We start from the raw sequence: 23,143 nt of genomic DNA, 5'->3' as shown, positions 1-23,143 counted from the left end.
CGCGTTTCCCTTTCCGGCGGTTCCGACTTTATCAGATCCTCTCGGGCCTGACTCCCAGTCAGCGGGGCTTGTCTTCGCGGCCGTTGGGCCGTTCCGACGAGTGAGACTTTAGCGGACTCCTCGCTCCCGAGCTAATCGGGGGCTGCGTTCTCTCGAACGCGGATTCCTCATTCCGTAAATACGCATGCCAATGAAACGACGGCAGACAGATCGACTGTCATCGAATGATGGTTGGTACTTGCGGAGTGGCTGTCCGGGGACCGACCGGAGTCGGCGCTCACGTCGGACAACTCGGAGAACACTACGGATCGGCCTGAGGCGTGTCAACTTCCCTCCGGACTGCACCCTCGGGGCGTACGCTGAGACACATGACTACGCGTACGCGCACCCAACTGTGGTGGGCCGCCTGACGGCGGCCGTACGCACGTATGCACTCAACGGCCGCCGCCTCGGCGGCCGTTCTCGTATCTCCCTCCAGAGCTTCTGAGGGTCGGCCGGCCGGGGACGGTGGCCTCGACCAGAAGGTGGAGAGGGATGACGCGGGTCTTCAGTGGGGTCAAGCCGACCGGGCATCTGACGCTGGGGAACTACCTGGGTGCCATGCGGCGGTGGGCTGCCGTCGATCAGCACCAGGCCGACGCTCTGTTCTGCATCGTCGATCTGCATGCGCTGACCGTGGACCACGATCCGGCGCGGGTGCGCAGGCTCAGTCGGCAGGCGGCGACGTTGTTGCTGGCGTCGGGGCTGGATCCGGAGCTGTGCACCGTCTTCGTACAGAGTCATGTGGATGAGCACGCGCGGCTGTCGTATGTGCTGGAGTGCGTGGCCACGGACGGCGAGATGCGGCGGATGATCCAGTACAAGGAGAAGGCTGCGCGGGAGCGGGAGCGGGGCGGGAGTGTGCGGCTGTCGCTGCTGACGTATCCCGTGCTGATGGCGGCGGACATCCTGGCGTACGGGACCGATGAGGTGCCGGTCGGGGACGATCAGACGCAGCATGTGGAGCTGGCGCGGGATCTGGCCGTGCGGTTCAACCAGCGGTACGGGCATACGTTCGTGGTGCCTCGGGCCACGGCTCCGCAGGTCGCGGCTCGGGTGATGAATCTGCAGGATCCGATGTCGAAGATGGGCAAGAGCGACGATTCCGGGCCCGGGATCGTCTATCTGCTCGATGAGCCGGATGTGGTGCGGAAGAAGGTCATGCGGGCCGTGACCGACAGCGGGCGGGAGGTCGTGTACGACCGGGCCGCGCAGCCGGGGGTGGCGAATCTGCTGGAGGTCCTGGCTGCCTGTACGGGTGGGAACCCATCGGAGCTGAGCGGTGTATATGAGTCGTACGGCGCTTTGAAGTCGGCCACCGCGGAGGCTGTGGTCGAGGTTCTCAGGCCCGTGCAGGAGAGGCACAGGGAGCTGTGCGCGGATCCTGGCTATGTGGAGGGGGTGCTGCGAGATGGTGCGGAGCGGGCTCGGGCGATGGCGCGGCCGACGGTGGACACTGCGTATCGGGCGATCGGGTTGCTGCCGGCCGTTGCGACTGCGGCTGCGGATATCGGGGTGACCGTGTAGGGGTGCGCTTGCCGCCCCCTGGGCAGGGGGCGGCCGGGCGTCATTTGTTGTTGCCGGAGGCCAGTTCGCGGCTGCGGTCGCGGGCCGCTTCGAGGGCGGCGATGAGTGCGGCTCGTACGCCGTGGTTCTCGAGTTCGCGGATGGCGTTGATGGTGGTGCCGGCGGGGGACGTCACGTTCTCGCGGAGCTTGACGGGGTGTTCGCCGCTGTCGCGGAGCATCGTCGCGGCGCCGATCGCGGACTGGACGATGAGGTCGTGTGCCTTGTCGCGGGGCAGGCCGAGGAGGATGCCGGCGTCGGTCATGGCTTCGACCAGGTAGAAGAAGTACGCCGGGCCGGAGCCGGAGAGTGCGGTGCAGGCGTCCTGCTGGGACTCGGGGACGCGGAGCGTCTTGCCCACGGAGCCGAAGATCTCCTCGGTGTGGGCAAGGTCGGCTTCGCTGGCGTGGCTGCCCGCGGAGATGACGGACATGGCCTCGTCGACGAGGGCTGGCGTGTTCGTCATGACGCGGACGACCGGGGTGCCGGCGGCGAGGCGGGCCTCGAAGTAGGAGGTGGGGATGCCTGCGGCTCCGCTGATGACCAGGCGGTCGGCGGGCACGTGCGGGGCGAGTTCGTCGAGGAGGGTGCCCATGTCCTGCGGCTTGACCGTGAGGATCAGCGTGTCGGCGGTCTTGGCGGCTTCGGCGTTGGTGACCGGGGTGACTCCGTAGCGGGTGCGGAGTTCTTCGGCTCGTTCCGCGCGGCGGGCCGTCACCAGGAGGTCGGCCGGGGCCCAGCCGCCGCGGATCATTCCGCTGAGCAGGGCTTCGCCGATCTTGCCGGTGCCGAGGACTGCGACTTTCTGGGTCATGGCTGGGGTGCCCTCCGGGGGTTGCGTCGTCCGGGTTCATCCTCGCACCGGGGGCGGCTTTCGAGGTGGCGTGTCCGGTGGGCGGACGGAGCGGGGCGGAGGGGGTGGGCCGTCGTGCTGCCCGGCCGGTCCCGGCCCCGCGGCGGTCATGCCGTCCTGCGCCGCAGGGTCGCCGCGCCCAGGCCCAGGACCAGCAGGGCGCAGCCCGCCACGATCAGGGCGTCGCGGACGAAGTTGGCGGTCATGTCGGTGTGCTTGAGGACCTCGTTCATGCCGTCGACCGCGTAGGACATGGGGAGGACGTTGGAGATGGCCTCGAGGGCCGGGTGCATGTTGTCGCGGGGAGTGAACAGGCCGCAGAGGAGGAGCTGGGGGAAGATCACGGCCGGCATGAACTGGACGGCCTGGAATTCGGAGGCCGCGAAGGCCGAGACGAAGAGACCGAGCGCGGTGCCGAGCAGCGCGTCGAGCAGGGCCACGAGCAGGAGCAGCCAGGGGCTGCCCGTGACGTCCAGGCCGAGGAACCAGAGTGCGAGGCCTGTCGCCAGGGCGGACTGGATGATCGCGAGGGTGCCGAAGGCGAGGGCGTAGCCGGCGATCAGGTCGCCCTTGCCCAGCGGCATGGCGAGGAGGCGTTCGAGGGTGCCCGAGGTGCGTTCGCGCAGGGTGGCGATGGAGGTGACCAGGAACATCGTGATCAGCGGGAAGATCCCGAGGAGGGAGGCGCCGATGTTGTCGAAGGTGCGCGGGCTGCCGTCGAAGACGTAGCGCAGCAGGAACAGCATCACGCAGGGCACGAGGAGCATCAGCGCGATGGTGCGCGGGTCGTGGAGGAGCTGGCGCAGGACCCGGGCGGCGGTGGCGGTTGTGCGCGCGAGGTTCAGGGGGCCGGTGGGCGCGGGTCGGAGCGTGTCGTGCTCGTCGTCGTGGTCATCGCGTGGTCTCCTTCGCGCGGGCGGCCGCGACCGCCTCGTCGACCAGGTGCAGGAAGGCCGCCTCGACCGTCTCGGAGTTCGTACGGGTGCGCAGGGCTTCGGGGGTGTCGTCGGCGAGGATCCGGCCCTCGCGCATGAGGAGGAGGCGGTGGCAGCGCTCTGCCTCGTCCATGACGTGGGAGGAGATGAGGAGGGCGGCGCCGCGGGAGGCGGCGATGTCGTGGAAGAGGTTCCAGAGGTCGCGGCGCAGGACCGGGTCGAGGCCGACCGTCGGTTCGTCCAGGACCAGGAGTTCCGGCGTGCCGAGGAGGGCGACCGCGAGGGAGACGCGGCTGCGCTGGCCGCCGGAGAGGTTGCCGGCCAGGGCGTCGGCGTGGCTGGAGAGGTCCACGTCGGCGATGGCTCGGGTGACGTTCTCGTGGCGCCGGTCGACGGCCGCGTGGCCGGGGTCGAGGATCGCGGCGAAGTAGGCGAGGTTCTGGCGGATCGTCAGGTCGTCGTAGACGGAGGGGGCTTGGGTGACGTAGCCGATGCGGGTGCGCAGAGTGGGGTGGCCGGCGGGGCGACCCAGGACGTCGAGGGTGCCGGTGACCTTGGCCTGGGTGCCGACGATCGCTCGCATGAGAGTCGTCTTGCCGCAGCCGGACGGGCCGAGGAGGCCGGTGATCTGGCCGCGCGGGACCGTGAAGTCGAGGTCGCGGAGTACTTGGCGGGTGCCGCGGACGACGTTCAGGGCGTCGGCTCGGATGGCGGGGGTGGTGGGGGTGTCGGGTGGGTCGGATCGGACGGACGAGTAATTCATCATGTGATGAATAATCCTCGGGTGGGGCTGTGCCGTCAAGCGCCGAGGTTGGGCGGGCGGTGAGGGCGTGCGCCCAGGTATGCAGATCGCCCGTCTTCCTCGGCTCGGCATTGCTGGAGGGGAGGGGTCGGGAGGGCGAGGAGTTGAGAGGGCGAGGGGTTGGGAGGGAGGTCAGGGGGTGTTGGCGACCAGGAGGTCGACGTCGTAGGTCTCCTCGATGAACCCGTCCGGGAAGGTCTTGAGGAGGAGCTGCTTCTCCTCGGTGAGGAAGGCGGTGCTCGCCTCTGTGCCGTGGACCAGGAAGATCGAGTGGCTGCCGAGGTTCGCCAGGTGTGTGTCGACGGGGACGCGACGGCTCCAGCGGACCTTGCGGCGGGTGAAGGTGAGGCGGCCGGTGGGGTCGGCCATGGCGGCTCGGGCGCCGCTTCCTCCCTGTTCGACGACGGGGTGGGCGCCGAAGCGGTGGTCGATACGGTCCGCCTGTGCCGCCTGCCACGGGATGTCGAGAGGGGTGCTGTTCCACCACAGGGCGAGTGAGCCGCCCGGCCGCAGCACGCGGAGGGCCTCCGGGGCGGAGTGGGCGGGGTCCGTCCAGTGCCAGGCCTGGGCGTAGGTGAGGAAGTCGGCGGAGGCGGTGGCGAGGGGGAGAGCGTTGCCGTTGCCGCGGACGATCGGGAGGTCGGGGTGACTGCGGCGGAACTGGGCCGCCATGCCGTCGCCGGGTTCCACGGCCAGTACGTCGGCGCCGCGCTGCCGTAGGAGGGCGGTGGCTATGCCTGTGCCCGCGCCCACGTCGACGACGCGTGCGCCGGTGAGGCGGCGGCCGGCGAGGTCCTCGATGGCGTCGAAGAGGGCGGGCGGGTAGGAGGGGCGGTTCGCGGCGTACTGGGCTGCGGCGGCGTTGAAGGAGCGGGCGCGGTCGGTGTGTGAGGGGGCCGTCATACGGCCATGGTGGCCGTGGTTGGTGCCGTGTGCATCGAGTTTGGCGAGAGGGTGGGAGGTAGGGCGGCCCGGTGGAAGGCGGGCCGGTCGAGTACCGACCGGTGGAGGGCAATGGGTCGAGTGCCGGCCGGTGAAGCACGGGAGACGCGGGCGTACACAGTCGGCCGGTCGGCTCGGAGGGTCTGTGCCCGACGTGACCGCGGGGATGGGACGGCGTTGATGCGGCTGCCTGGCACGCCCATCTGCGCTGATGAGATGCCGTTCCGTGCAGTCGGCCTGATCCGCCGGACAGGCCCTAGTGGCGGCGGCGCTTCTTCGCTGGGTTGCCTGTGCGGCGGGTCGTGCGGCTCTGCTGTTGTTTGCGGGCCTTCTCGTACTCCTCGCGGTGGAGTTTTTCGCCGGGGGCCTCGGTGAGGGAGCGGAAGAAGTAGGCGAGGAGGGAGCCGACGAAGCCGATCATGAGGAGGCTGCGGAGGCTGGCGTGGCGGTCGGGATCGGGGCGCTTGGTGAAGCCCTCCCAGGTGTGGCGGAAGGCGAGGGCGCTGCACACCGCGAACATCACCACGACCAGGACGGTGACGAAGCCGCCGACCGCGGCGATCTGGATCCCGTCGTAGGCGAAGCGCAGGACCAGGCAGGAGGCGGCCGCGGTGGCGAGGGAGCCGACGGCCACGGCGATGCGACGGGCGGTGTAGCCGTGGTCGTGGTCGACCCAGGTCGTGCCGAAGAAGCGGAGGGGCTCGGGGCGGGGGCCCGTGGAGCCCGCGGGGGTGGCCGGGGTGCCGTTCTTCTCGCTCACGAGTCGATTATGGCTCCGGCGTGGCCGCGGGCTCCGTACGGGTTCCGGCGAAAGAAACAGGTTCGGCCCTGAATCAGGAGCAGCGCGGTCGGACGTAGCCGTCGCTGCCGGTGTTCACATAGGCGTCCGAGATGTACTCGCCGTCGTCGATGTTGTCCCAGATGTTCGTCGTGCCGTAGGGGCCGGCCACCGTCGTGCCGGGCGTCTGGCAGTAGATCGGGACCATGGCGCCCTCGGGCAGGACGCGGACGATCGAGTACTGGGTGCCGGGGCCCCGGCGGACGTTCAGGCGGACGCCCGGCGCGACCGGGTAGTAGCGCACCGCCGCGGCCGTGACCGCGGTGGCCGTAGCCGCTTCGGCTCTCTCGAACTCTTCAGCGCGGTCCACAGACATGGAAAAACCTCCCCCGTTGATCCCCATGACTCCCATGGGGTCCCGTTCATTCCCCTAAATCACGCCACGCACACATGTGCGTGATGGGAACACGGAGGCTAGCAAGCCGCCTCGGTCTCGCACGAGTCATCGACTAGGCTCCGTGCGTCGCGCGCGCGGACGAACAGCACGGGGGTGGTCCCATGGCGCCACAGCACAACGCCGGAGCGGGCGCGGAAGCGGAACTTCCCGAATACGCCGGTCACTACCGCCTGGAGTCCCGCCTGGGGTCCGGCGGCATGGGCGTCGTACATCTGGCGCGGAGCACCTCGGGCATGCAGCTCGCGGTGAAGGTCGTGCATGCCGAGTTCGCGAGGGATCCCGAGTTCCGGGGCCGGTTCCGGCAGGAGGTCGGTGCGGCGCGCAGGGTGAGCGGGGCTTTCACCGCGCCCGTCGTGGACGCCGATCCCGAGGCCGAACGGCCTTGGATGGCCACGCTGTTCATCCCCGGGCCGACGCTCTCCGACCACGTCAAGCGGAACGGGCCGATGGAGCCCGCGCAGCTGCGGCGGCTGATGGCCGGACTGGCGGAGGCGCTGCGCGACATCCACCGGGTCGGCGTGGTGCACCGCGACCTGAAGCCGAGCAATGTGCTGCTCGCCGATGATGGACCGAAGGTCATCGACTTCGGTATTTCTCGGCCAAAGGACAGCGAACTGCGCACCGAGACCGGGAAGTTGATCGGCACGCCGCCCTTCATGGCGCCGGAGCAGTTCCGGCGGCCCCGGGAGGTCGGGCCCGCCGCCGACATCTTCGCGCTCGGGTCCGTGCTGGTGCACGCGTCCACGGGGCGGGGGCCGTTCGACTCCGACAGTCCGTACGTCGTCGCCTACCAGGTCGTGCATGACGAGCCGGACCTGACCGGCGTACCGCCGAATCTGGCGCCGCTCGTGCTGCGGTGCCTGGCCAAGGAGCCCGAGGACCGGCCCACGCCCGACGAGTTGATGCGGGAACTGCGGTCGGTGGCGGCGTCGTACGACACGCAGGCGTTCATTCCGGCGCAGCGGGACGGCGAGAAGCCGGAGCCCGGGCCGGTGCCGGAATCGAAGCCGCGGCCGGGGCCGGGTGTCGAGGAGGAGGCCGAACGGCCGCCCGGGAGGCGTCGACGCCGACTGCTGGCCCTCGGTGCCGGGGCCGTCGGTCTCGCCACGGTCGTCGCGCTGGCCTCCGTGCGGCTTCTGGGCGGCACGGACCCGGCGCCGGAGCCCAAGAGCACGGGCACCGCGTCGGCCGGGTTCGGCGGGTGGGCCGCGGCACCGGCGCCCAAGAAGGGCACGCCACTGTGTTCGTACGGCGCGGGGAAGGTGCTGTGCGCCCAGAGCGGGCTCGTCTTCGCACTCGACCCCGAGGACGGCCGGCTGCTGTGGCGGTACTCCGTCGACGCGTCGCACATGAGCGGACCGCCGGCCGTGGCGGGCGGTCTCGTGCAGCCGTCGGCATGGCCGGGCCGTCGGCTGGAGGCACTCGATCCCGCTACGGGCAAGGCGCGTTGGCAGCACGGCGTGCCCGCGTACGGCACCTCGTCGGTCGCCGGCGGCATGGTGCTGCTGACCGCCGCCGACGGCACGGTCACCGCAGTGGACGGCGCTTCGGGCGACACGCGGTGGAGCCATGCCCTGCCGGGGCACACGGCGCCCTACTTCGTCTCCTTCGCCGGAGATCCGCTGGCGTACACGACGAGCCCCTCCGACGACGGGGCGAGCACGCGGGTCACCGCGGTGGACCCGGCCACGGGTGATGTGCGCTGGGACGCGCGGCTGAAGGGGACGCTGGAACTCGCCGGCGCGTCGGACGGGTCGGTCTTCTTCGTCTCCCTCGACGGGATCTACAGCGACACCGGGACCGTGGTCCGCTACTCCCCCGCCGACCGGACCTCGCGGCGTGTCACGCTGCCCCGCAGGATCGAGCAGGCCCACGGCACCGTACGCGGGAACGTCGTCTACCTCGTGGGCAACAGCGGTTCGCTGGTCGCCGTCGACATGGCGGCGGGCAAGCAGCTCTGGAGCCTGGAGACATCCTTGATCCGTACGTCGTCCCCCGTGGCCGACGGCCGGCATGTGTACGTCACCACCGTCGACGGCCGGCTGTTCGCCGTGGACGCCCGCGACGGACGGCTCCTGGGCCAGACGCCGACCCGGCTCGGCGCGGGCTCGGACCGGCTGACGGCCGATCTCCCGGAGCCCGTGGTCGTCGACGGCCGTGTCTTCGCCGCCGCCCCCGACGGGACCGTGTTCGCCTTCGACGGCCGCGATCCGTCGGCCTGGTGACGGAGCCGTACGGCCGACCTCCCGGACTGGATGACAGCCCCTGCTGACAGGCGAAGGGGCCGCCTCCCGTGGAGACGGCCCCTTCGCCACGTATGCGATACGGAACCTCAGCCGAGCTTCGTCACGTCCCGCACCGCGCCCTTGTCCGCGCTGGTCGCCATCGCCGCGTACGCCCGCAGCGCCGCCGACACCTTGCGCTCGCGGTTCTTCGGGGCGTACGCCCCGTCCAACGCCTGCTCACGCCGCGCGAGTTCCGCGTCGTCGACGAGCAACTCGATCGAGCGGTTCGGGATGTCGATGCGGATACGGTCGCCGTCCTCGACGAGGGCGATGGTGCCGCCGGACGCGGCCTCCGGGGAGGCGTGGCCGATGGACAGGCCGGACGTGCCGCCGGAGAAACGGCCGTCGGTGATCAGGGCGCAGGTCTTGCCGAGGCCGCGGCCCTTGAGGAAGGACGTGGGGTAGAGCATCTCCTGCATGCCGGGGCCGCCCTTGGGGCCCTCGTAGCGGATGACGACGACGTCGCCGTCGGTCACCTGTTTGTTGAGGATCTTCTCGACGGCCTCTTCCTGCGACTCGCAGACGACCGCCGGGCCCTCGAAGGTCCAGATGGACTCGTCGACGCCGGCCGTCTTCACGACGCAGCCGTCGACGGCCAGGTTGCCCCTGAGGACGGCGAGCCCGCCGTCCTTGGAGTACGCGTGCTCGGCGCTGCGGATGCAGCCGCCCTCGGCGTCCTCGTCGAGGGCCTCCCAGCGCTCGGACTGCGAGAAGGCCTCCGCCGAGCGGACGCAGCCCGGGGCGGCGTGCCACAGCTCGACGGCCTCCGGCGAGGGCGATCCGCCGCGCACGTCCCAGGTCTTCAGCCAGTCCGACAGGGACGGACTGTGGACCGCGTGGACGTCCTCGTTGAGCAGGCCCGCGCGGTGCAGCTCGCCCAGCAGGGCCGGGATGCCGCCGGCGCGGTGCACGTCCTCCATGTAGTACGTGCGGTCCTTGGCGACGTTGGGCGCGACCTTGGCGAGGCAGGGGACCCTGCGGCTGACCGCGTCGATCTGCTCCAGGCCGAACGGAACGCCCGCCTCCTGGGCGGCGGCCAGCAGGTGCAGGATCGTGTTGGTGGAGCCGCCCATCGCGATGTCGAGGGCCATGGCGTTCTCGAAGGCCGCGAACGAGGCGATGCTGCGGGGCAGGACCGTCTCGTCGTCCTGCTCGTAGTAGCGGCGGGTGATGTCCATGACCGTACGGGCCGCGTTCTCGTAGAGCGCGCGGCGGGCCGTGTGGGTGGCCAGGACCGAGCCGTTGCCGGGCAGGGAGAGGCCGATGGCCTCGGTCAGGCAGTTCATCGAGTTGGCGGTGAACATGCCGGAGCAGGAGCCGCAGGTCGGACAGGCGTTCTCCTCGATACGGAGGATGTCCTCGTCCGAGATCTTGTCGTTCACGGCGTCGGAGATCGCGTCGACCAGGTCGAGGGTGCGGACCGTGCCGTCCACGAGGGTCGCGCGGCCGGACTCCATGGGGCCGCCGGAGACGAAGACCGTGGGGATGTTCAGCCGCAGGGCGGCGTTCAGCATCCCCGGGGTGATCTTGTCGCAGTTGGAGATGCAGATCAGGGCGTCGGCGCAGTGGGCCTCGACCATGTACTCGACCGAGTCGGCGATCAGGTCGCGCGACGGCAGGCTGTACAGCATGCCGCCGTGGCCCATCGCGATGCCGTCGTCGACGGCGATCGTGTTGAACTCGCGCGGAATGCCCCCGGCCTCCCTGATCGCCTCGCTGACGATCCGGCCGACGGGCTGCAGGTGGGTGTGGCCGGGCACGAACTCGGTGAAGGAGTTCGCCACCGCGATGATCGGCTTCCGGCCGATGTCCGCACCGGGTACACCGGAGGCGCGCATAAGGGCGCGGGCGCCCGCCATGTTGCGGCCGTGGGTGACTGTGCGGGACCTCAGCTCGGGCATCGTCGCTCGCTCCTTCAGGGACTGCAGGACTGCAGAGACTGCGCATCAGAGACTTCTGACTGCTAACGAGCGTACGCCGGTCATCCAGAGGGCGGGACGAGGTGTCCGGAATACGGGACGCATGTCTCGCGGAACAGGTGTTCCCGGCGTCACCGGCCGGTGAGATGCCCCTGCACCACGGGCGCCACGCGCGCGATGATCTGCTCCACGTTCGCCGACGCGATCGGCTCGATCTTGATGACGTACCGCAGCATCGCGACGCCCACCAGCTGCGCGGCGGCCAGCTCGGCGCGCAGTTCCGCGTCCGGGGCGTCGATCTCGCCGGCGATGCGGCGCATCAGCTGCGCGGAGACGAGGCGGCGGAAGACGGCGGCCGCGGTCTCGTTGTTGACCGCCGAGCGGACGATCGCGAGCAGCGGCTTGCGGGTCACCGGGTTCTCCCAGAGCCCGAAGATGGTGCGGGTCATCCGCTCGCCGACGTCGTCGAGCGGCCCTTCCAACACCGCGTCCCGCACCTTCAGGGCCGGCGCGAAGGCGACCTCCACCGCCGCCTCGAAGACCTGCTCCTTGGTGCCGAAGTAGTGGTGCACGAGGGCCGAGTCCACGCCGGCCGCCTTGGCGATGCCGCGCACGGACGTCTTCTCGTAGCCGCGCTCGGAGAACTCCTCGCGGGCCGCGTTCAGGATGCGGTCGCGGGTGTCGGCGGATTCCGTACGCGGAGGGCGGCCCCGGCGCCGGGAGCTCACCCCGCCCTCGCCCGAGGTGGTGTCGGTCACGGCCGGGGCACCTTCACCGCCGAGGCCAGGTGCAGCCGCGTGAAGGCGAGGGCCTCGGCGAGGTCGGCCTCGCGTTCGGCGCTGGACATGGCGCGCCGGGTGTTGACCTCGATGACGACGTGGCCGTCGAATCCGGTGCGCGCGAGCCGCTCCAGCACCTCGGCGCAGGGCTGCGTGCCGCGGCCGGGGACGAGGTGCTCGTCCTTGGCCGAGCCCCTGCCGTCCGCGAGGTGCACGTGGCCCAGCCGGTCCCCCATGCGGTCGATCATCTGCAGGGCGTCGGTGCGGGCGGTCGCGGCATGGCTGAGATCGATCGTGAAGTGCCGGTAGTCGTCCTTCGTCACGTCCCAGTCGGGGGCGTACGCCAGCATCTCGCGGTCGCGGTAGCGCCAGGGGTACATGTTCTCGACGGCGAACCGCACATCCGTCTCGTTCGCCATCCGCCAGATACCGGCGACGAAGTCGCGGGCGTACTGGCGCTGCCAGCGGAACGGCGGGTGTACGACGACCGTGGAGGCCCCCAGCTTCTCGGCGGCCGCCTGGGCGCGCTGGAGCTTGGTCCAGGGGTCGGTGGACCACACGCGCTGGGTGATCAGCAGGCAGGGGGCGTGTACGGCGAGGATCGGGATGTGGTGGTAGTCGCTGAGCCGGCGCAGCGCCTCCATGTCCTGGCTGACCGGGTCGGTCCACACCATGACCTCGACGCCGTCGTACCCGAGGCGCGCGGCGATCTCGAAGGCCGTTGCCGTCGACTCCGGATAGACGGAGGCCGTCGAGAGGGCGACCTTCGCATCCGGGATGCGCACCACTGGTTCTGCCACGAGGGACAGAGTACGGGGCCGTGCTGAAGGCCGGGGAACGGATGGGCGTGGGCCCGCCACGGGGGTGTGGGCACGCTCAGGGGTGCGAACTGGGCATATGCCGGGGGCTCGGAGAGGGGGTGGGGACTGGTGGTGTGGTGGGGTTCACGCGCGTGGGCGGCCGCAGGTGCCCCCGGCCGAACCGCCGGAGGCAACGGTCACACCACGCCCATGTGATCCAGCTTCCGCAGGATCACGCCCTCCCGCAGTGCCCAGGGGCAGATCTCCAGCGCCTCCACGCCGAACAGGTCCATCGCGCCCTCGGCCACCAGCGCCCCCGCGAGCAGCTGGCCCGCGCGGCCCTCCGAGACGCCCGGGAGTTCCGCTCGCTGGGCGGCCGTCATGCCGGCCAGGCGCGGGACCCAGGCCTCCAGGGACTCGCGCTTGAGGTCGCGCTGGACGTAGAGGCCATCCGCGGAGCGGGCGGCGCCGGCGAGGCGGGCCAGTTGCTTGAAGGTCTTGGAGGTGGCGACCACGTGGTCGGGGGCCCCGAAGCGGGTGAATTCGCCGACCGTACGGGCGATCTGGGCGCGGACATGCCGTCGTAGCGCCCTTATCGCCTCCGGGTCGGGCGGGTCGCCCGGCAGCCAGCCGGCGGTCAGCCGACCCGCGCCCAGCGGCAGCGACACCGCCGCGTCCGGCTCCTCGTCCATGCCGTACGCGATCTCCAGGGAACCGCCCCCGATGTCCAGCACGAGCAGCTTCCCGGCCGACCAGCCGAACCAGCGCCGGGCGGCGAGGAAGGTCAGCCGCGCCTCCTCCTCGCCGGTGAGAACCTGCAGCTCAACCCCGGTTTCGGCCTTCACGCGCGCGAGGACGTCGTCCGCGTTGCCGGCCTCCCGCACCGCGGATGTCGCGAACGGCAGGACCTCCTCGACGCCCTTGTCCTCGGCTGCCTGCAGCGCCTCGTGGACGACGCCGACCAGTTTGTCGACCCCGTCAGGTCCGATGGCCCCGCTGTCGTCGAGGAGTTGGGCAAGGCGCAGTTCCGCCTTGTGCGAGTGCGCGGGCAGCGGGCGCGCGCCCGGGTGCGCATCCACCACCAGGAGATGCACCGTGTTGGATCCAACGTCGAGGACACCGAGTCTCATGTACGGAACGCTACTGCCACCTGGGCGATCCTCCGTCCTCGAAGGCGCAGGTACGGACGCCGTACCCTGGACCCGTGCCAAAGACGAAAAAGGCGAAGGACGACAAGACGGCCAAATCCGCCACGGGTTCTTCGCAGGCAAAGGCAGCCACGAAGTCGAAGAAGCCCCGGAAGGGCTCCCCGGAACCGGACGAGAAGGGGCTCGACTTCGCCCGCGCATGGGTGGAGTTCCCTGATCCGGCGGACGACGAGCAGGTATTCCGCTGCGATCTGACATGGCTGACCTCCCGTTGGAACTGCATCTTCGGCAGCGGCTGCCAGGGCATCCAGGCGGGCCGCGCGGCCGACGGCTGCTGCACGCTGGGCGCGCACTTCTCCGACGAGGACGACGAGAAGCGGGTCGCCGAGCATGTGGCGAGACTCACGCCGGAAATCTGGCAGCACCACGACGAGGGCGTGGAGCACGGCTGGGTCTCGGAGGACGAGGACGGGGACCGTCAGACCCGCCCGTACCAGGGCTCCTGCATCTTCCAGAACCGGCCCGGCTTCCCGGGCGGCGCGGGCTGCTCGCTGCACATCCTCGCCCTGAAGGAGGGCCGCGAGCCGCTGGAGACCAAGCCGGACGTCTGCTGGCAGCTGCCGGTCCGGCGGACGTACGACTGGATCGACCGGCCCGACGACACCCGTGTGCTCCAGATCTCGATCGGCGAGTACGACCGCCGCGGCTGGGGCCCGGGCGGCCACGACCTGCACTGGTGGTGCACCTCGGCGACCTCGGCGCACGGCGCGGGCGAGCCGGTGTACGTGTCCTACCGGCCGGAGCTGATCGAGCTGATGGGCAAGGCGGGCTACGACCGCCTCGTCGAGCTGTGCGAGGAGCGGCTGGCGTCGCAACTGCCGTTGCTGGCACCGCATCCGGCGGATCCCGTCGGCTAGCAGAGCGTCGGTCGGGAGACCGGCGACCAGGACAGCCGATGTGGGCGAGCCCACGGGACCGGTGCGCTACGACGCCGACGGGCTCGGTTCGCCGCTGCCGCTGGGCGGCGGCGAGCTCCCCGGGTCGGACGGGCCGGACGGCGACGGGTCGCCGGTCGTGGGCGACGGATCGGGCGACGAGGGCGGCGGCTCGCTGGGCATGGGGTCGGGCGGAGCCGAGGTCGTCGGCGTCGGATCGGGCCCGGGGGACGAGGGCGGGGGGTCGGTCGGGTTGCCGGGTTGGCTGGGATCGGTGGGATACGGGTCCGGGCCGGGTCCTGGGCCGTGTCCCGGGCCGGAAGGGCTGGAGGCGGTGCCGTAACCCTCGATGGAGACGACGGCGCCGGCGGGTGAGATCGCCACACGCGCGCTCCAGTGCCCGGACGGCTCGCGCAGAGGGTCGACGTACACCTTGATCGTCAACGACTCGCCGGGCGCCAGCGTTCCCGTCGACCGGCTCAGATAGAGCCAGTGCGCGCCGGTGGTCGCGGACCAGCGCACCGGCGTGCGCCCCGTCGCCGTCAGGGTGACGAGCGTGGTGTCGCCGCTGTTGCCGGCCGACACCTGCAGTTGCCCGGCGTTCCTCCCGCCCGCGCCGCTGACGCCGATGACCTCCACGAGGACGTCCGGTTCGGCACGGTCGCCGAAGCCGCGATCGGGGCTCGCGTTGCCGGCGTTCTCATAGCCGCCGTCCGCCGTCTCGCCGTCGAGGGTGCCGGGGCCGTGCGCCTCGCTGGCGCTGGCCGAGTGGCCGCCCGCGCCCTCGCCGGTCGGGGTGCCCCGGTAGGCGGCCCACAGGGCGAGGACCGGGGCGGCGACGACGGTGGCGACGACGGTCGTGGTGACGGCACGCGCGCGCAGCCGGTCCCGGCGGGCGGCACGGTCCTTGGGGTCCATGGGGAAACCACGCCGGTCGAAGCGCGGCACAGCGGCGCCCCGCGCGCGTGAGTGGTGCGTCAGGGCCCGGTGCAGGGCCGCGCGGGGGGCCTCCAGGACGGGCAGCTCGGCGGGGGTGACGGTCGCGCCGGGCCACCGGCCGGGGATCGCGCGCTCGGCGGTGCGGCGGCAGCGGGGACAGTCGTCGACGTGCCGGACGAGTTCACGGCGCAGGACCGTGCTGAGCACCAGCTGGTTGTCGCCGGCGAGGCGGGCGACGCTCGGACAGGCGCCGGTCTCCACGACGGCGAGGGCCGCGCGCGTGCGCTCGACCTCGCAGGCGGCGGAGGCGAGCAGGTCGCGGGCGGCGGCCAGGTCCATGCCGAGGACGGCGGCGACCTCGTGGGCGGCGAGGTGGTGGCGTACGGCGAGTTCGAGGGCCTCGCGCTGCTCCGGCGTGGTGCCCGCGGCCTCCGGCCAGGCGAGCAGGGCGAGTTCACCGCGCCGCTGCTCCTGGACCTCCTCGGAGACGGACGGCCCCGCGGCCTTCGTCCCCGGCTGCCGGTGGGCGCCGTGCCGGCCCGCCGCATGGCTGCTCTGACGTTTCTGCTTGGCCTCGGCCAGCTTGCGCAGGCACGCCCACCGGGCCAGCGCGTACAGCCAGGGCCGCCGGTCGGCGGCGGACTCCGGCACGCGCTGGCCGCGCCGCTCGGCGAGCGCGAGGGCGTCGCCGAGGGCGGCGGTCGCGGCGTCGTGGTCGCACAGGACGGACAGGCAGTAGGTGAACAGCCCGTCCAGGTACGGCTCGTAGCGCGCGGGCGGCCGCTGCGCCGACGTACGCGTCGCCGCGCGATCACGCGCCTCCCGGCGCGCTCGATGGGCGCCGGCGGTGCGGGTCGAGGTTTGCGGACTGCTGCTCATCATTCGTGGACCGTAGGGGGCTCGCGGTGGCGCCTTCTCCCCGCTTGAGCTCTTTTAATCCATACGGGTGAAACGATCCCTCAATCGGGGACAGGAACCCTGGATTTCGTGGCCTGTGCATGACGAGACGGCCCTGTGGGGGTGGCTGCGGCGACCGCGAGAACGGCCCGGGCGTGCGGCCGTACGGCGTTGTCAGTGGGCTCGGTTACGGTTCTTCGCATGGCTGCCCGTACCAAGACCACGAAGGACCGCCCGTCCTACCGCTGCACGGAGTGCGGCTGGCAGACGGCCAAGTGGCTCGGCCGCTGCCCCGAGTGCCAGGCGTGGGGGACGGTCGAGGAGTACGGCGCGCCCGCGGTCCGTACGACGGCACCGGGCCGGGTGACGTCGTCCGCGCTGCCCATCGGGCAGGTCGACGGCCGGCAGGCGACCGCGCGGTCCACCGGCGTGCCCGAGCTGGACCGGGTCCTCGGCGGCGGACTGGTGCCCGGCGCGGTGGTGCTCCTCGCGGGCGAGCCCGGTGTCGGCAAGTCCACCCTGCTGCTCGACGTGGCGGCCAAGTCGGCGAGCGACGAGCACCGCACCTTGTACGTCACCGGTGAGGAGTCGGCCAGCCAGGTCCGGCTGCGCGCCGACCGCATCGGCGCCCTGGACGACCATCTCTATCTCGCCGCCGAGACCGATCTGGCCGCCGTGCTGGGCCACTTGGACGCGGTGAAGCCCTCGCTGCTCATCCTCGACTCGGTACAGACGGTGGCCTCCCCGGAGATCGACGGTGCGCCCGGCGGCATGGCGCAGGTCCGAGAGGTGGCCGGCGCCCTGATCCGGGCCTCGAAGGAACGCGGCATGTCCACGCTGCTTGTGGGCCACGTCACGAAGGACGGCGCCATCGCCGGACCCCGCCTCCTCGAACACCTCGTGGACGTGGTGCTCAGCTTCGAGGGCGACCGGCACGCGCGCCTGCGTCTCGTCCGCGGTGTCAAGAACCGCTACGGCGCGACGGACGAGGTCGGCTGCTTCGAACTGCACGATGAGGGCATCATGGGCCTTGCCGACCCAAGCGGACTTTTCCTGACCCGTCGTGACGAACCGGTCCCGGGTACCTGTCTGACGGTCACCCTGGAGGGCCGCCGCCCCTTGGTCGCCGAAGTCCAGGCGCTGACGGTCGACTCGCAGATCCCCTCACCCCGCCGCACCACGTCCGGTCTGGAGACCTCGCGCGTCTCGATGATGCTGGCCGTGCTTGAGCAGCGGGGCAGGATCAGCGCGCTCGGCAAGCGGGACATCTACTCCGCGACGGTCGGCGGAGTGAAGCTGTCGGAGCCCGCGGCCGACCTCGCCGTCGCCCTCGCCCTGGCCTCCGCCGCCAGTGACACCCCGCTCCCGAAGAACCTCGTCGCGATCGGCGAGGTGGGCCTCGCGGGCGAGGTCAGACGGGTCACGGGCGTGCAGCGCAGGCTGGCCGAGGCGCACCGGCTGGGCTTCACGCACGCGCTCGTACCGGGCGACCCGGGCAAGATCCCTCCCGGCATGAAGGTGCTGGAAGTGGCCGACATAGGGGACGCCCTCCGGGTCCTTCCGCGTTCGCGTCGCCGAGAGGCCCCACGGGACGCGGAGGACCGCCGGTAGACTTTGCCCTGGTCTCGCCCGTCCGTACGAACCGAGTGTGCGAAACGGGAGCGCCCCAGAACCTGCGACCGGAGGAGTGCAGTGGCAGCCAACGACCGGGTAGCAGCTCCCGGAAAGTCCGGTGGGAGTGCCGGTTCCGATGGCCTGATGCGCGCCTCACTGAGCGCCGTGGCTCCTGGCACGGCACTGCGCGACGGGCTGGAGCGAGTGCTCCGCGGCAACACCGGCGGGCTCATCGTGCTCGGCTTCGACAAGACCGTAGAGACGATGTGTACGGGCGGATTCGTCCTGGATGTCGAGTTCACGGCGACGCGGCTGCGGGAGCTGTGCAAGCTCGACGGCGGCATCGTGCTGTCGTCCGACCTGTCGAAGATCCTGCGGGCGGGCGTGCAGTTCGTGCCCGACGCGACGATCCCGACGGAGGAGACGGGCACCCGGCACCGCACGGCGGACCGGGTCAGCAAGCAGGTCGGCTTCCCGGTGGTCTCGGTCTCCCAGTCGATGCGGCTGATCGCGCTCTACGTCGAAGGTCAGCGCCGCGTCCTGGAGGACTCGGCGGCGATCCTCTCCCGCGCCAACCAGGCCCTGGCCACCCTGGAGCGCTACAAGCTCCGCCTGGACGAGGTCGCGGGAACGTTGTCAGCGCTGGAGATCGAGGACCTGGTGACGGTCCGCGACGTCTCGGCGGTCGCCCAGCGGCTGGAGATGGTGCGCCGGATCGCGACCGAGATCGCCGAGTACGTGGTGGAGCTGGGCACCGACGGGCGTCTTCTGGCGCTCCAGCTGGACGAGTTGATCGCGGGCGTGGAGCCCGAGCGGGAACTCGTGGTGCGCGACTACGTGCCCGAGCCGACGGCCAAGCGGTCCCGCACGGTGGACGAGGCGCTGTACGAGCTGGACGCCCTCACCCATGCCGAACTTCTGGAACTCTCCACGGTGGCACGGGCGTTGGGTTACACGGGCTCGCCCGAGGCGCTGGACTCGGCGGTGTCGCCGCGCGGCTTCCGGCTGCTGGCCAAGGTGCCGCGGCTGCCGGGGGCGATCATCGATCGGCTGGTGGAGCACTTCGGGGGGCTGCAGAAGCTTCTGGCTGCCAGCGTGGATGACTTGCAGACGGTGGACGGGGTCGGCGAGGCGCGGGCGCGGAGTGTGCGGGAGGGGCTTTCGCGGCTTGCGGAGAGCTCGATTCTGGAGCGGTACGTCTGAGTTGACGGCCGCCACTCGACTCCGCGAGAACCGTCGCTAGTCGTTTTCCAGGACGAACGACGTCTGGACCGTGCCGAAGCCCGGTGTCTTTGCCTCCACCAGGTACGTGCCCGCCTCGGCCGTCCCGGCGGCCGGTGTCGCGCACTGCGGGGCGCTCGCGGTGCGGTCCCACTTCACCGTGTAGGTGATGCTCGAACCGGCGGGCACCCGGAAGGGCAGGCTGCGGGAGATCTCGGGGCAGTCGTCGGAGGACCAGAAGTCGTCGTCGGCGCCCGCCTGAGTGATCGTCACCACCGCGTTCCGCGGACCGAGATCGACCTTGCAGTCATAGGTGGAGGAGTTCGTCGCGGTCAGCAGCAGGGCCGGCGTCTGGCCCGGCTCGTACGCGTTGTGCAGGCTCCGCACCGTCAACTTGACCTGGCCCGCGATGCAGTCGGGCATCGTGGAGCCGTCGGCGACCGTGTCGTCCACACCGACCCCGCTGCCGGAGCCGCCCCCTGCGGATCCGCTGCCCGAGCCATCCGACCCGCCGGAGTCCCCGGACCCGCTGCCGTCTCCGGAACCGGAGCCGTCACCGGACCCCGACCCACCGGAATCCCCGCCGCCGGGCGACTCGTCCCGGCCGCCCGGCGCCTGACTGATCGCCGGCCCCGAACCCGACGGACCCGGCGTGATCGTCGAGGGCGCGGGATTCTTGCCGTCCGACCCGCCGGCGTTGTTCTTGTCGCCGCCGCCACCCGTTGCGAGCACCCAGGTGATCAGCAGCGCCAACAGGGCGACCACAGACAGCAGTACGGCCCTCCGTCGCCAGTAGATGGAGGAGGGAAGCGGCCCGACCGGATTACGCAGAGATCCCACGGCGCAAACTGTACGAGAGATCGGTGCGTCAGCCTGCTCCACCCGCCGCCGAGAGCCGCAACTTTTCCGGATCATCATCCCGGAAACCGCCCGGGGGCGGCCGTTCCACCCCTGTCTTCCGTCAGGGGCGGCACCTGTCGATCGCAGGATGTGACGGTATCGGCCCGCCGCCTACGGTCCGTGACCATGGACTTCGAGGACGCCGAGCTCTACCGCGACATCACCGACTTCGCCCACGACACCCCAACGTGGGTACAGCACACCGCGGAGATATGGACGGAGGCCGGACTGCTGCTGTTCGCCGCGCTGTTCGCCGCTACGTGGTGGCGAGCCAGGGGCGACAGCGCCCGTGACTTCGCGATCGCGGCCCTTGCACCTGTGGCCACGGCTGTGGCCTACGTGTGCAGTGAGGTGCTCAAGTCCGTTGTCACTCAGGAGCGTCCGTGCCGGGCGGTGCCGGACGCGACCGCCCCGCTCATCGCCTGCCCGTCGCCCGGCGACTGGTCCTTCCCCAGCAACCACGCCACCATCGCGGGAGCAGCGGCCGTGACCCTGGCCCTGACCCGGCACGCGCTGATCCGGCTGACGGCTCCACTGGCCCTGCTGATGGCCTTCTCCCGGGTCTTCGTCGGGGTGCACTATCCGCGTGACGTCGTGGCGGGTCTCCTCGTCGGTGCGGTCGTCGCGGCGGCCGCCGTACGGCTCGGCACCCTTCCGGCGGTCCGGCTGGCCGAGGCGATGCGGGCCTCGTCGGCGCCTGCCGTGCGGTGGTTCACGGGCCCGGGACCGCAGCGTCGCCCGACGCACGAGATGCGCTGAGCCCCCACGCTCCCCCAACCCGCCTCACGACTCCACCAACCCCGCCTCGTACGCCACGATCGCCGCCTGCACCCGGTTGCGCACCCCCAACCGGTCGAGCACCGAGCTCACATACGCCTTTACCGTGCCCTCCACCAGGTGCAGCCGGGCGGCGATCTCCGGGTTGGAAAAGCCCGCGCCGACCAGCCCGAGCACCTCGCGCTCGCGCGGGCTGAGCTCGGCCACGCGCGCGCGTGCGGCGGCCTCGCGGCCGAGTCGCCCGTCGCTGCCGCCCAGTCCGTCGATGACGTACCGCGCGACCTTCGGCGACAGGAAGGCCGCGCCGCCCGCCACCGCCCTTACCCCGGCGATCAGTTCGTAGGGATCCCCCGACTTGAGCAGGAAGCCGGTCGCGCCGCCGCCGAGGGCGCGGGCCACGTAGGCCTGTTCGGAGAAGGTGGTGAGCATCGCCACGGCCGTACCGGGGACGGTCCGTACGATCTCCTCCGCGGCGGCGAGTCCGTCCAGGCGGGGCATACGGATGTCCAGCAGGGCCACGTCCGGCCGGTGCGCGCGGGTCAGTTCGACCGCCTCGCGCCCGTCGCCCGCCTCCGCGACGACCTCGGTCTCACCGCCGCTCGCCAGGATGGCGCGCACACCGGCCCGCACCATCGCCTCGTCGTCGGCCAGCAGTACGCGGATCACCGTGCGAACTCCTCATCCGTGGAAGGGCGTTGGGACAGACCGGCCCTGGGGATCACGGTCTTGGCGATCAGCCGCCCCGCGTCGTCGAAGCAGAGCCTGAAGTGGTCGACGGAGACGAGGAGTTCGCCGCTCGCACGGTAGTACCGGCAGGCGCTGCCTTTCGGGGGCGGCTCGGGCGCGCGCTCCACGGGGGCGTCCCGCGCGGTGCGGTCCGGCAGGACGCCGGCCAGGTCGTGGGCTGACGCCCCCAGGCGCAGCTCGGAGTAGGCCGCGGGCGACAGCACCGAGTGGGTCTCCGTGTACGCGTACCAGGCGAACGCCCCGCCGACGAGCACGACGCCCGCGCCGACGGCGGCCGCGAAGGCGAGCGCGATGCGGCGACGGGCGCGGGTGAAGGGGGCGTACGGCGCCGAGGCCCCGGTCGCGTTCGGCCGTACGGCTGTGGCGGCGGCCCGCTCGGGGACGTACGCCCGCACGCGGAATCCGTCTCCGTACGGACCGGCCTCGAAGCCGCCGCCGACCGCGGTGACGGCGGCACGGAGGGCTTGGAGTCCGGTGCCGCCGGGGTGGGCCGGTGCGTGCGGTGTGTCCGGCGCGTGCGGTCCCTCCGGCGTGCCTTGCCTGCCTGGTGGCGCGCCACCAACCGCCGAGCCCTGTCCGCTGGTCACCGTGACCGTGACGCCGTCGGCCTCCCGGGCCGCCGCCACGGTGACCTCGGCGCCTGGGGCGTGCCGGGCGGCGTTGGTCAGGGCCTCGCGGACCACGCGGTACACGACCCGCTCGGCGATGCCGCCGGGCTCCAGGGCCGTGGAGTGCCCACGGGCGCCGTCCCGCGTCGGTTCCGCGGGCCACGCCACCGCACCGCCGCCCACCGCGCCCGTCAGCTGCGCCCCCACCGACTCCGTCCGCCACACCACGTCACCGCCTCCCAGCGCCTCCCACCGCACCGCCAGCCCCGACTCCGCGGCCCGCGCCACGAGTTGCTCGACGGTCTCGCCAGGAGGGGTCAGGGACACCGGCTCGTCCTTCTCCCGCAGGACGCCGATGATGCGGTGCAGGCGTTCGGTGGCGTCGGCGGCCGCAGCGCGCAGGTCGGCCGCGGCGGTGCGGTGGTGGTCCGGGAGGTCGGGGGCGACCTGGAGGGCGCCCGCGCGCAGGGCGATCAGGCTCAGCTCATGCCCCAGCGAGTCATGCATGTCCTGGGCGATCCGCGCCCGCTCGCGCAGCCGGGCGCGCTCCTCGGCGATGCGCTGCTCACCCTCGAGCCGCGCGGCCCGCGTCCAGCCGGCCTCGGCCAGCTGACGGCTCTGCCGCCAGTACCGGCCGCCGAGCCAGGGGAACACGCAGCCGAAGAGCAATGTGCCCGTCAGCACCACCCCTTCCGGCGCCGGATCGACCCCGAACAGCGCGATCCGCGCCGTCCCGAGACAGCCGACGGCCCCGAAGACGACCAACGCCGGGCGCACCCGCGCCGCACGCAGACCGAGCAGCAGCGCGAAGACGCCGAGGGCCGGGCCGTAGGAGACGGTGAAGAGGGCGGGGGCGGCGGCCAGGCCCAGTACGGCCGTCAGCGCGAAGGCGGCCAAGGGCTGCCGCTGGGCCACGGCGACCGCAGCCGCGAGTACGACCGCCCCGGCCACCTGCTGCCACACGGCACGCGGCTCGTTCATCCCGAGCCGGTCGGCCGTCAGCGCGGGCGACACGAGGACGGCCCACAGGAGGCAGGCCCGCCATATGCGAGGACGTTCCATCCGGACGACGCTACAAGCGGGAGACGGGGCGGCACTGCTGTCGATCGTCAGGTGCGGAGCGCCTCTTCAGCCCGTCCGGCGCTTGCGGACGAGGCTCCTCAAGGGCCGAAGCGGGGTCTGGGGGCGGCAGCCCCCAGGGA

Annotated in this window: 20 protein-coding genes; 6 read left to right on the top strand and 14 right to left on the bottom strand. The window is 71.7% G+C overall.

Features of this window, described 5'->3' with window-relative positions:
- Positions 1 to 534: 534 nt before the first annotated feature.
- Positions 535 to 1,566: a tryptophan--tRNA ligase gene (gene trpS / locus IF78_RS0139715; RefSeq protein ID WP_031487435.1), complete on the top strand. Its 1,032-nt coding sequence runs from the start codon at positions 535 to 537 to the stop codon at positions 1,564 to 1,566.
- 40 nt (positions 1,567 to 1,606) lie between these two features.
- On the opposite strand, the gene proC is transcribed toward trpS, so the two are convergent.
- The 6 genes from proC to IF78_RS0139685 form a co-directional block, all read right to left on the bottom strand.
- Positions 1,607 to 2,419, bottom strand: a complete 813-nt coding sequence (proC, locus tag IF78_RS0139710; RefSeq protein WP_031487434.1) for a pyrroline-5-carboxylate reductase — start codon at positions 2,417 to 2,419, stop codon at positions 1,607 to 1,609.
- A gap of 146 nt (positions 2,420 to 2,565) precedes the next feature.
- Entirely contained in the window at positions 2,566 to 3,303 is a 738-nt protein-coding gene (locus tag IF78_RS0139705; protein WP_107050108.1) for an ABC transporter permease, read from the bottom strand.
- A 46-nt stretch (positions 3,304 to 3,349) separates the two neighbouring features.
- The gene (locus IF78_RS0139700; protein ID WP_031487432.1) at positions 3,350 to 4,159 is read right to left on the bottom strand and encodes an ABC transporter ATP-binding protein; all 810 of its coding nucleotides are present in this window, start codon (positions 4,157 to 4,159) and stop codon (positions 3,350 to 3,352) included.
- 168 nt (positions 4,160 to 4,327) lie between these two features.
- Positions 4,328 to 5,098: a class I SAM-dependent methyltransferase gene (locus tag IF78_RS0139695; RefSeq protein ID WP_031487431.1), complete on the bottom strand. Its 771-nt coding sequence runs from the start codon at positions 5,096 to 5,098 to the stop codon at positions 4,328 to 4,330.
- A 295-nt stretch (positions 5,099 to 5,393) separates the two neighbouring features.
- Complete coding sequence (locus tag IF78_RS0139690) at positions 5,394 to 5,897, bottom strand: hypothetical protein (RefSeq protein WP_031487430.1); 504 nt, start codon at positions 5,895 to 5,897, stop codon at positions 5,394 to 5,396.
- A gap of 73 nt (positions 5,898 to 5,970) precedes the next feature.
- Positions 5,971 to 6,291, bottom strand: coding sequence for a hypothetical protein (locus IF78_RS0139685; protein WP_031487429.1), 321 nt, complete (start codon positions 6,289 to 6,291; stop codon positions 5,971 to 5,973).
- Positions 6,292 to 6,473: 182 nt separating this feature from the next.
- Here IF78_RS0139685 and IF78_RS0139680 point away from each other — a divergent pair, with 182 nt between their 5' ends.
- Positions 6,474 to 8,597: a serine/threonine-protein kinase gene (locus tag IF78_RS0139680; protein WP_031487428.1), complete on the top strand. Its 2,124-nt coding sequence runs from the start codon at positions 6,474 to 6,476 to the stop codon at positions 8,595 to 8,597.
- A 107-nt stretch (positions 8,598 to 8,704) separates the two neighbouring features.
- On the opposite strand, the gene ilvD is transcribed toward IF78_RS0139680, so the two are convergent.
- From ilvD to IF78_RS0139655, 4 genes are all read right to left on the bottom strand, one after another.
- Positions 8,705 to 10,558, bottom strand: coding sequence for a dihydroxy-acid dehydratase (gene ilvD / locus IF78_RS0139675; protein ID WP_031487427.1), 1,854 nt, complete (start codon positions 10,556 to 10,558; stop codon positions 8,705 to 8,707).
- A gap of 149 nt (positions 10,559 to 10,707) precedes the next feature.
- Positions 10,708 to 11,334, bottom strand: a complete 627-nt coding sequence (locus IF78_RS0139670; RefSeq protein ID WP_031487426.1) for a TetR/AcrR family transcriptional regulator — start codon at positions 11,332 to 11,334, stop codon at positions 10,708 to 10,710.
- Positions 11,331 to 12,155 carry a sugar phosphate isomerase/epimerase family protein gene (locus IF78_RS0139665; RefSeq protein WP_031487425.1) on the bottom strand — a complete coding sequence of 275 codons (825 nt, stop codon included), beginning with the start codon at positions 12,153 to 12,155 and terminating at the stop codon, positions 11,331 to 11,333. Before IF78_RS0139665 ends, IF78_RS0139670 begins: the two co-directional genes overlap by 4 nt.
- Before the next feature lie 197 nt (positions 12,156 to 12,352).
- Positions 12,353 to 13,285 carry a Ppx/GppA family phosphatase gene (locus IF78_RS0139655; protein ID WP_031487424.1) on the bottom strand — a complete coding sequence of 311 codons (933 nt, stop codon included), beginning with the start codon at positions 13,283 to 13,285 and terminating at the stop codon, positions 12,353 to 12,355.
- 74 nt (positions 13,286 to 13,359) lie between these two features.
- Between IF78_RS0139655 and IF78_RS0139650 the strand changes: the two genes are divergently transcribed.
- On the top strand, positions 13,360 to 14,220 hold the full coding sequence (locus IF78_RS0139650; RefSeq protein WP_031487423.1) for a DUF3109 family protein: 861 nt from the start codon (positions 13,360 to 13,362) through the stop codon (positions 14,218 to 14,220).
- Between the two features lie 66 nt (positions 14,221 to 14,286).
- On the opposite strand, the gene IF78_RS0139645 is transcribed toward IF78_RS0139650, so the two are convergent.
- Entirely contained in the window at positions 14,287 to 16,059 is a 1,773-nt protein-coding gene (locus tag IF78_RS0139645; protein ID WP_031487422.1) for a BACON domain-containing protein, read from the bottom strand.
- A gap of 216 nt (positions 16,060 to 16,275) precedes the next feature.
- Here IF78_RS0139645 and radA point away from each other — a divergent pair, with 216 nt between their 5' ends.
- A complete protein-coding gene (radA, locus tag IF78_RS0139640; RefSeq protein ID WP_031487421.1) occupies positions 16,276 to 17,685 on the top strand; it encodes a DNA repair protein RadA in 1,410 nt (469 codons plus the stop codon).
- 81 nt (positions 17,686 to 17,766) lie between these two features.
- Positions 17,767 to 18,891, top strand: a complete 1,125-nt coding sequence (gene disA / locus IF78_RS0139635; RefSeq protein ID WP_031487420.1) for a DNA integrity scanning diadenylate cyclase DisA — start codon at positions 17,767 to 17,769, stop codon at positions 18,889 to 18,891.
- Positions 18,892 to 18,927: 36 nt separating this feature from the next.
- On the opposite strand, the gene IF78_RS0139630 is transcribed toward disA, so the two are convergent.
- Positions 18,928 to 19,749: a hypothetical protein gene (locus IF78_RS0139630; RefSeq protein ID WP_078662773.1), complete on the bottom strand. Its 822-nt coding sequence runs from the start codon at positions 19,747 to 19,749 to the stop codon at positions 18,928 to 18,930.
- 186 nt (positions 19,750 to 19,935) lie between these two features.
- On the opposite strand from IF78_RS0139630, the gene IF78_RS0139625 reads away from it, so the two are divergent.
- Positions 19,936 to 20,568: a phosphatase PAP2 family protein gene (locus IF78_RS0139625; protein ID WP_199921458.1), complete on the top strand. Its 633-nt coding sequence runs from the start codon at positions 19,936 to 19,938 to the stop codon at positions 20,566 to 20,568.
- A 24-nt stretch (positions 20,569 to 20,592) separates the two neighbouring features.
- On the opposite strand, the gene IF78_RS0139620 is transcribed toward IF78_RS0139625, so the two are convergent.
- Both IF78_RS0139620 and IF78_RS44430 read right to left on the bottom strand, forming a co-directional pair.
- Positions 20,593 to 21,252, bottom strand: a complete 660-nt coding sequence (locus IF78_RS0139620; RefSeq protein ID WP_031487417.1) for a response regulator transcription factor — start codon at positions 21,250 to 21,252, stop codon at positions 20,593 to 20,595.
- The gene (locus IF78_RS44430) at positions 21,249 to 23,003 is read right to left on the bottom strand and encodes a histidine kinase (RefSeq protein ID WP_037642420.1); all 1,755 of its coding nucleotides are present in this window, start codon (positions 23,001 to 23,003) and stop codon (positions 21,249 to 21,251) included. The genes IF78_RS0139620 and IF78_RS44430 overlap by 4 nt, the downstream gene beginning before the upstream one ends.
- Positions 23,004 to 23,143: the final 140 nt, after the last annotated feature.

It is taken from the genome of Streptomyces bicolor (genome assembly GCF_000719285.1).
In the GTDB taxonomy this organism is placed as follows: domain Bacteria; phylum Actinomycetota; class Actinomycetes; order Streptomycetales; family Streptomycetaceae; genus Streptomyces; species Streptomyces bicolor.
Note: the sequence above shows the minus strand (reverse complement) of the source record. Positions and strands in the feature narration are given on the sequence as shown.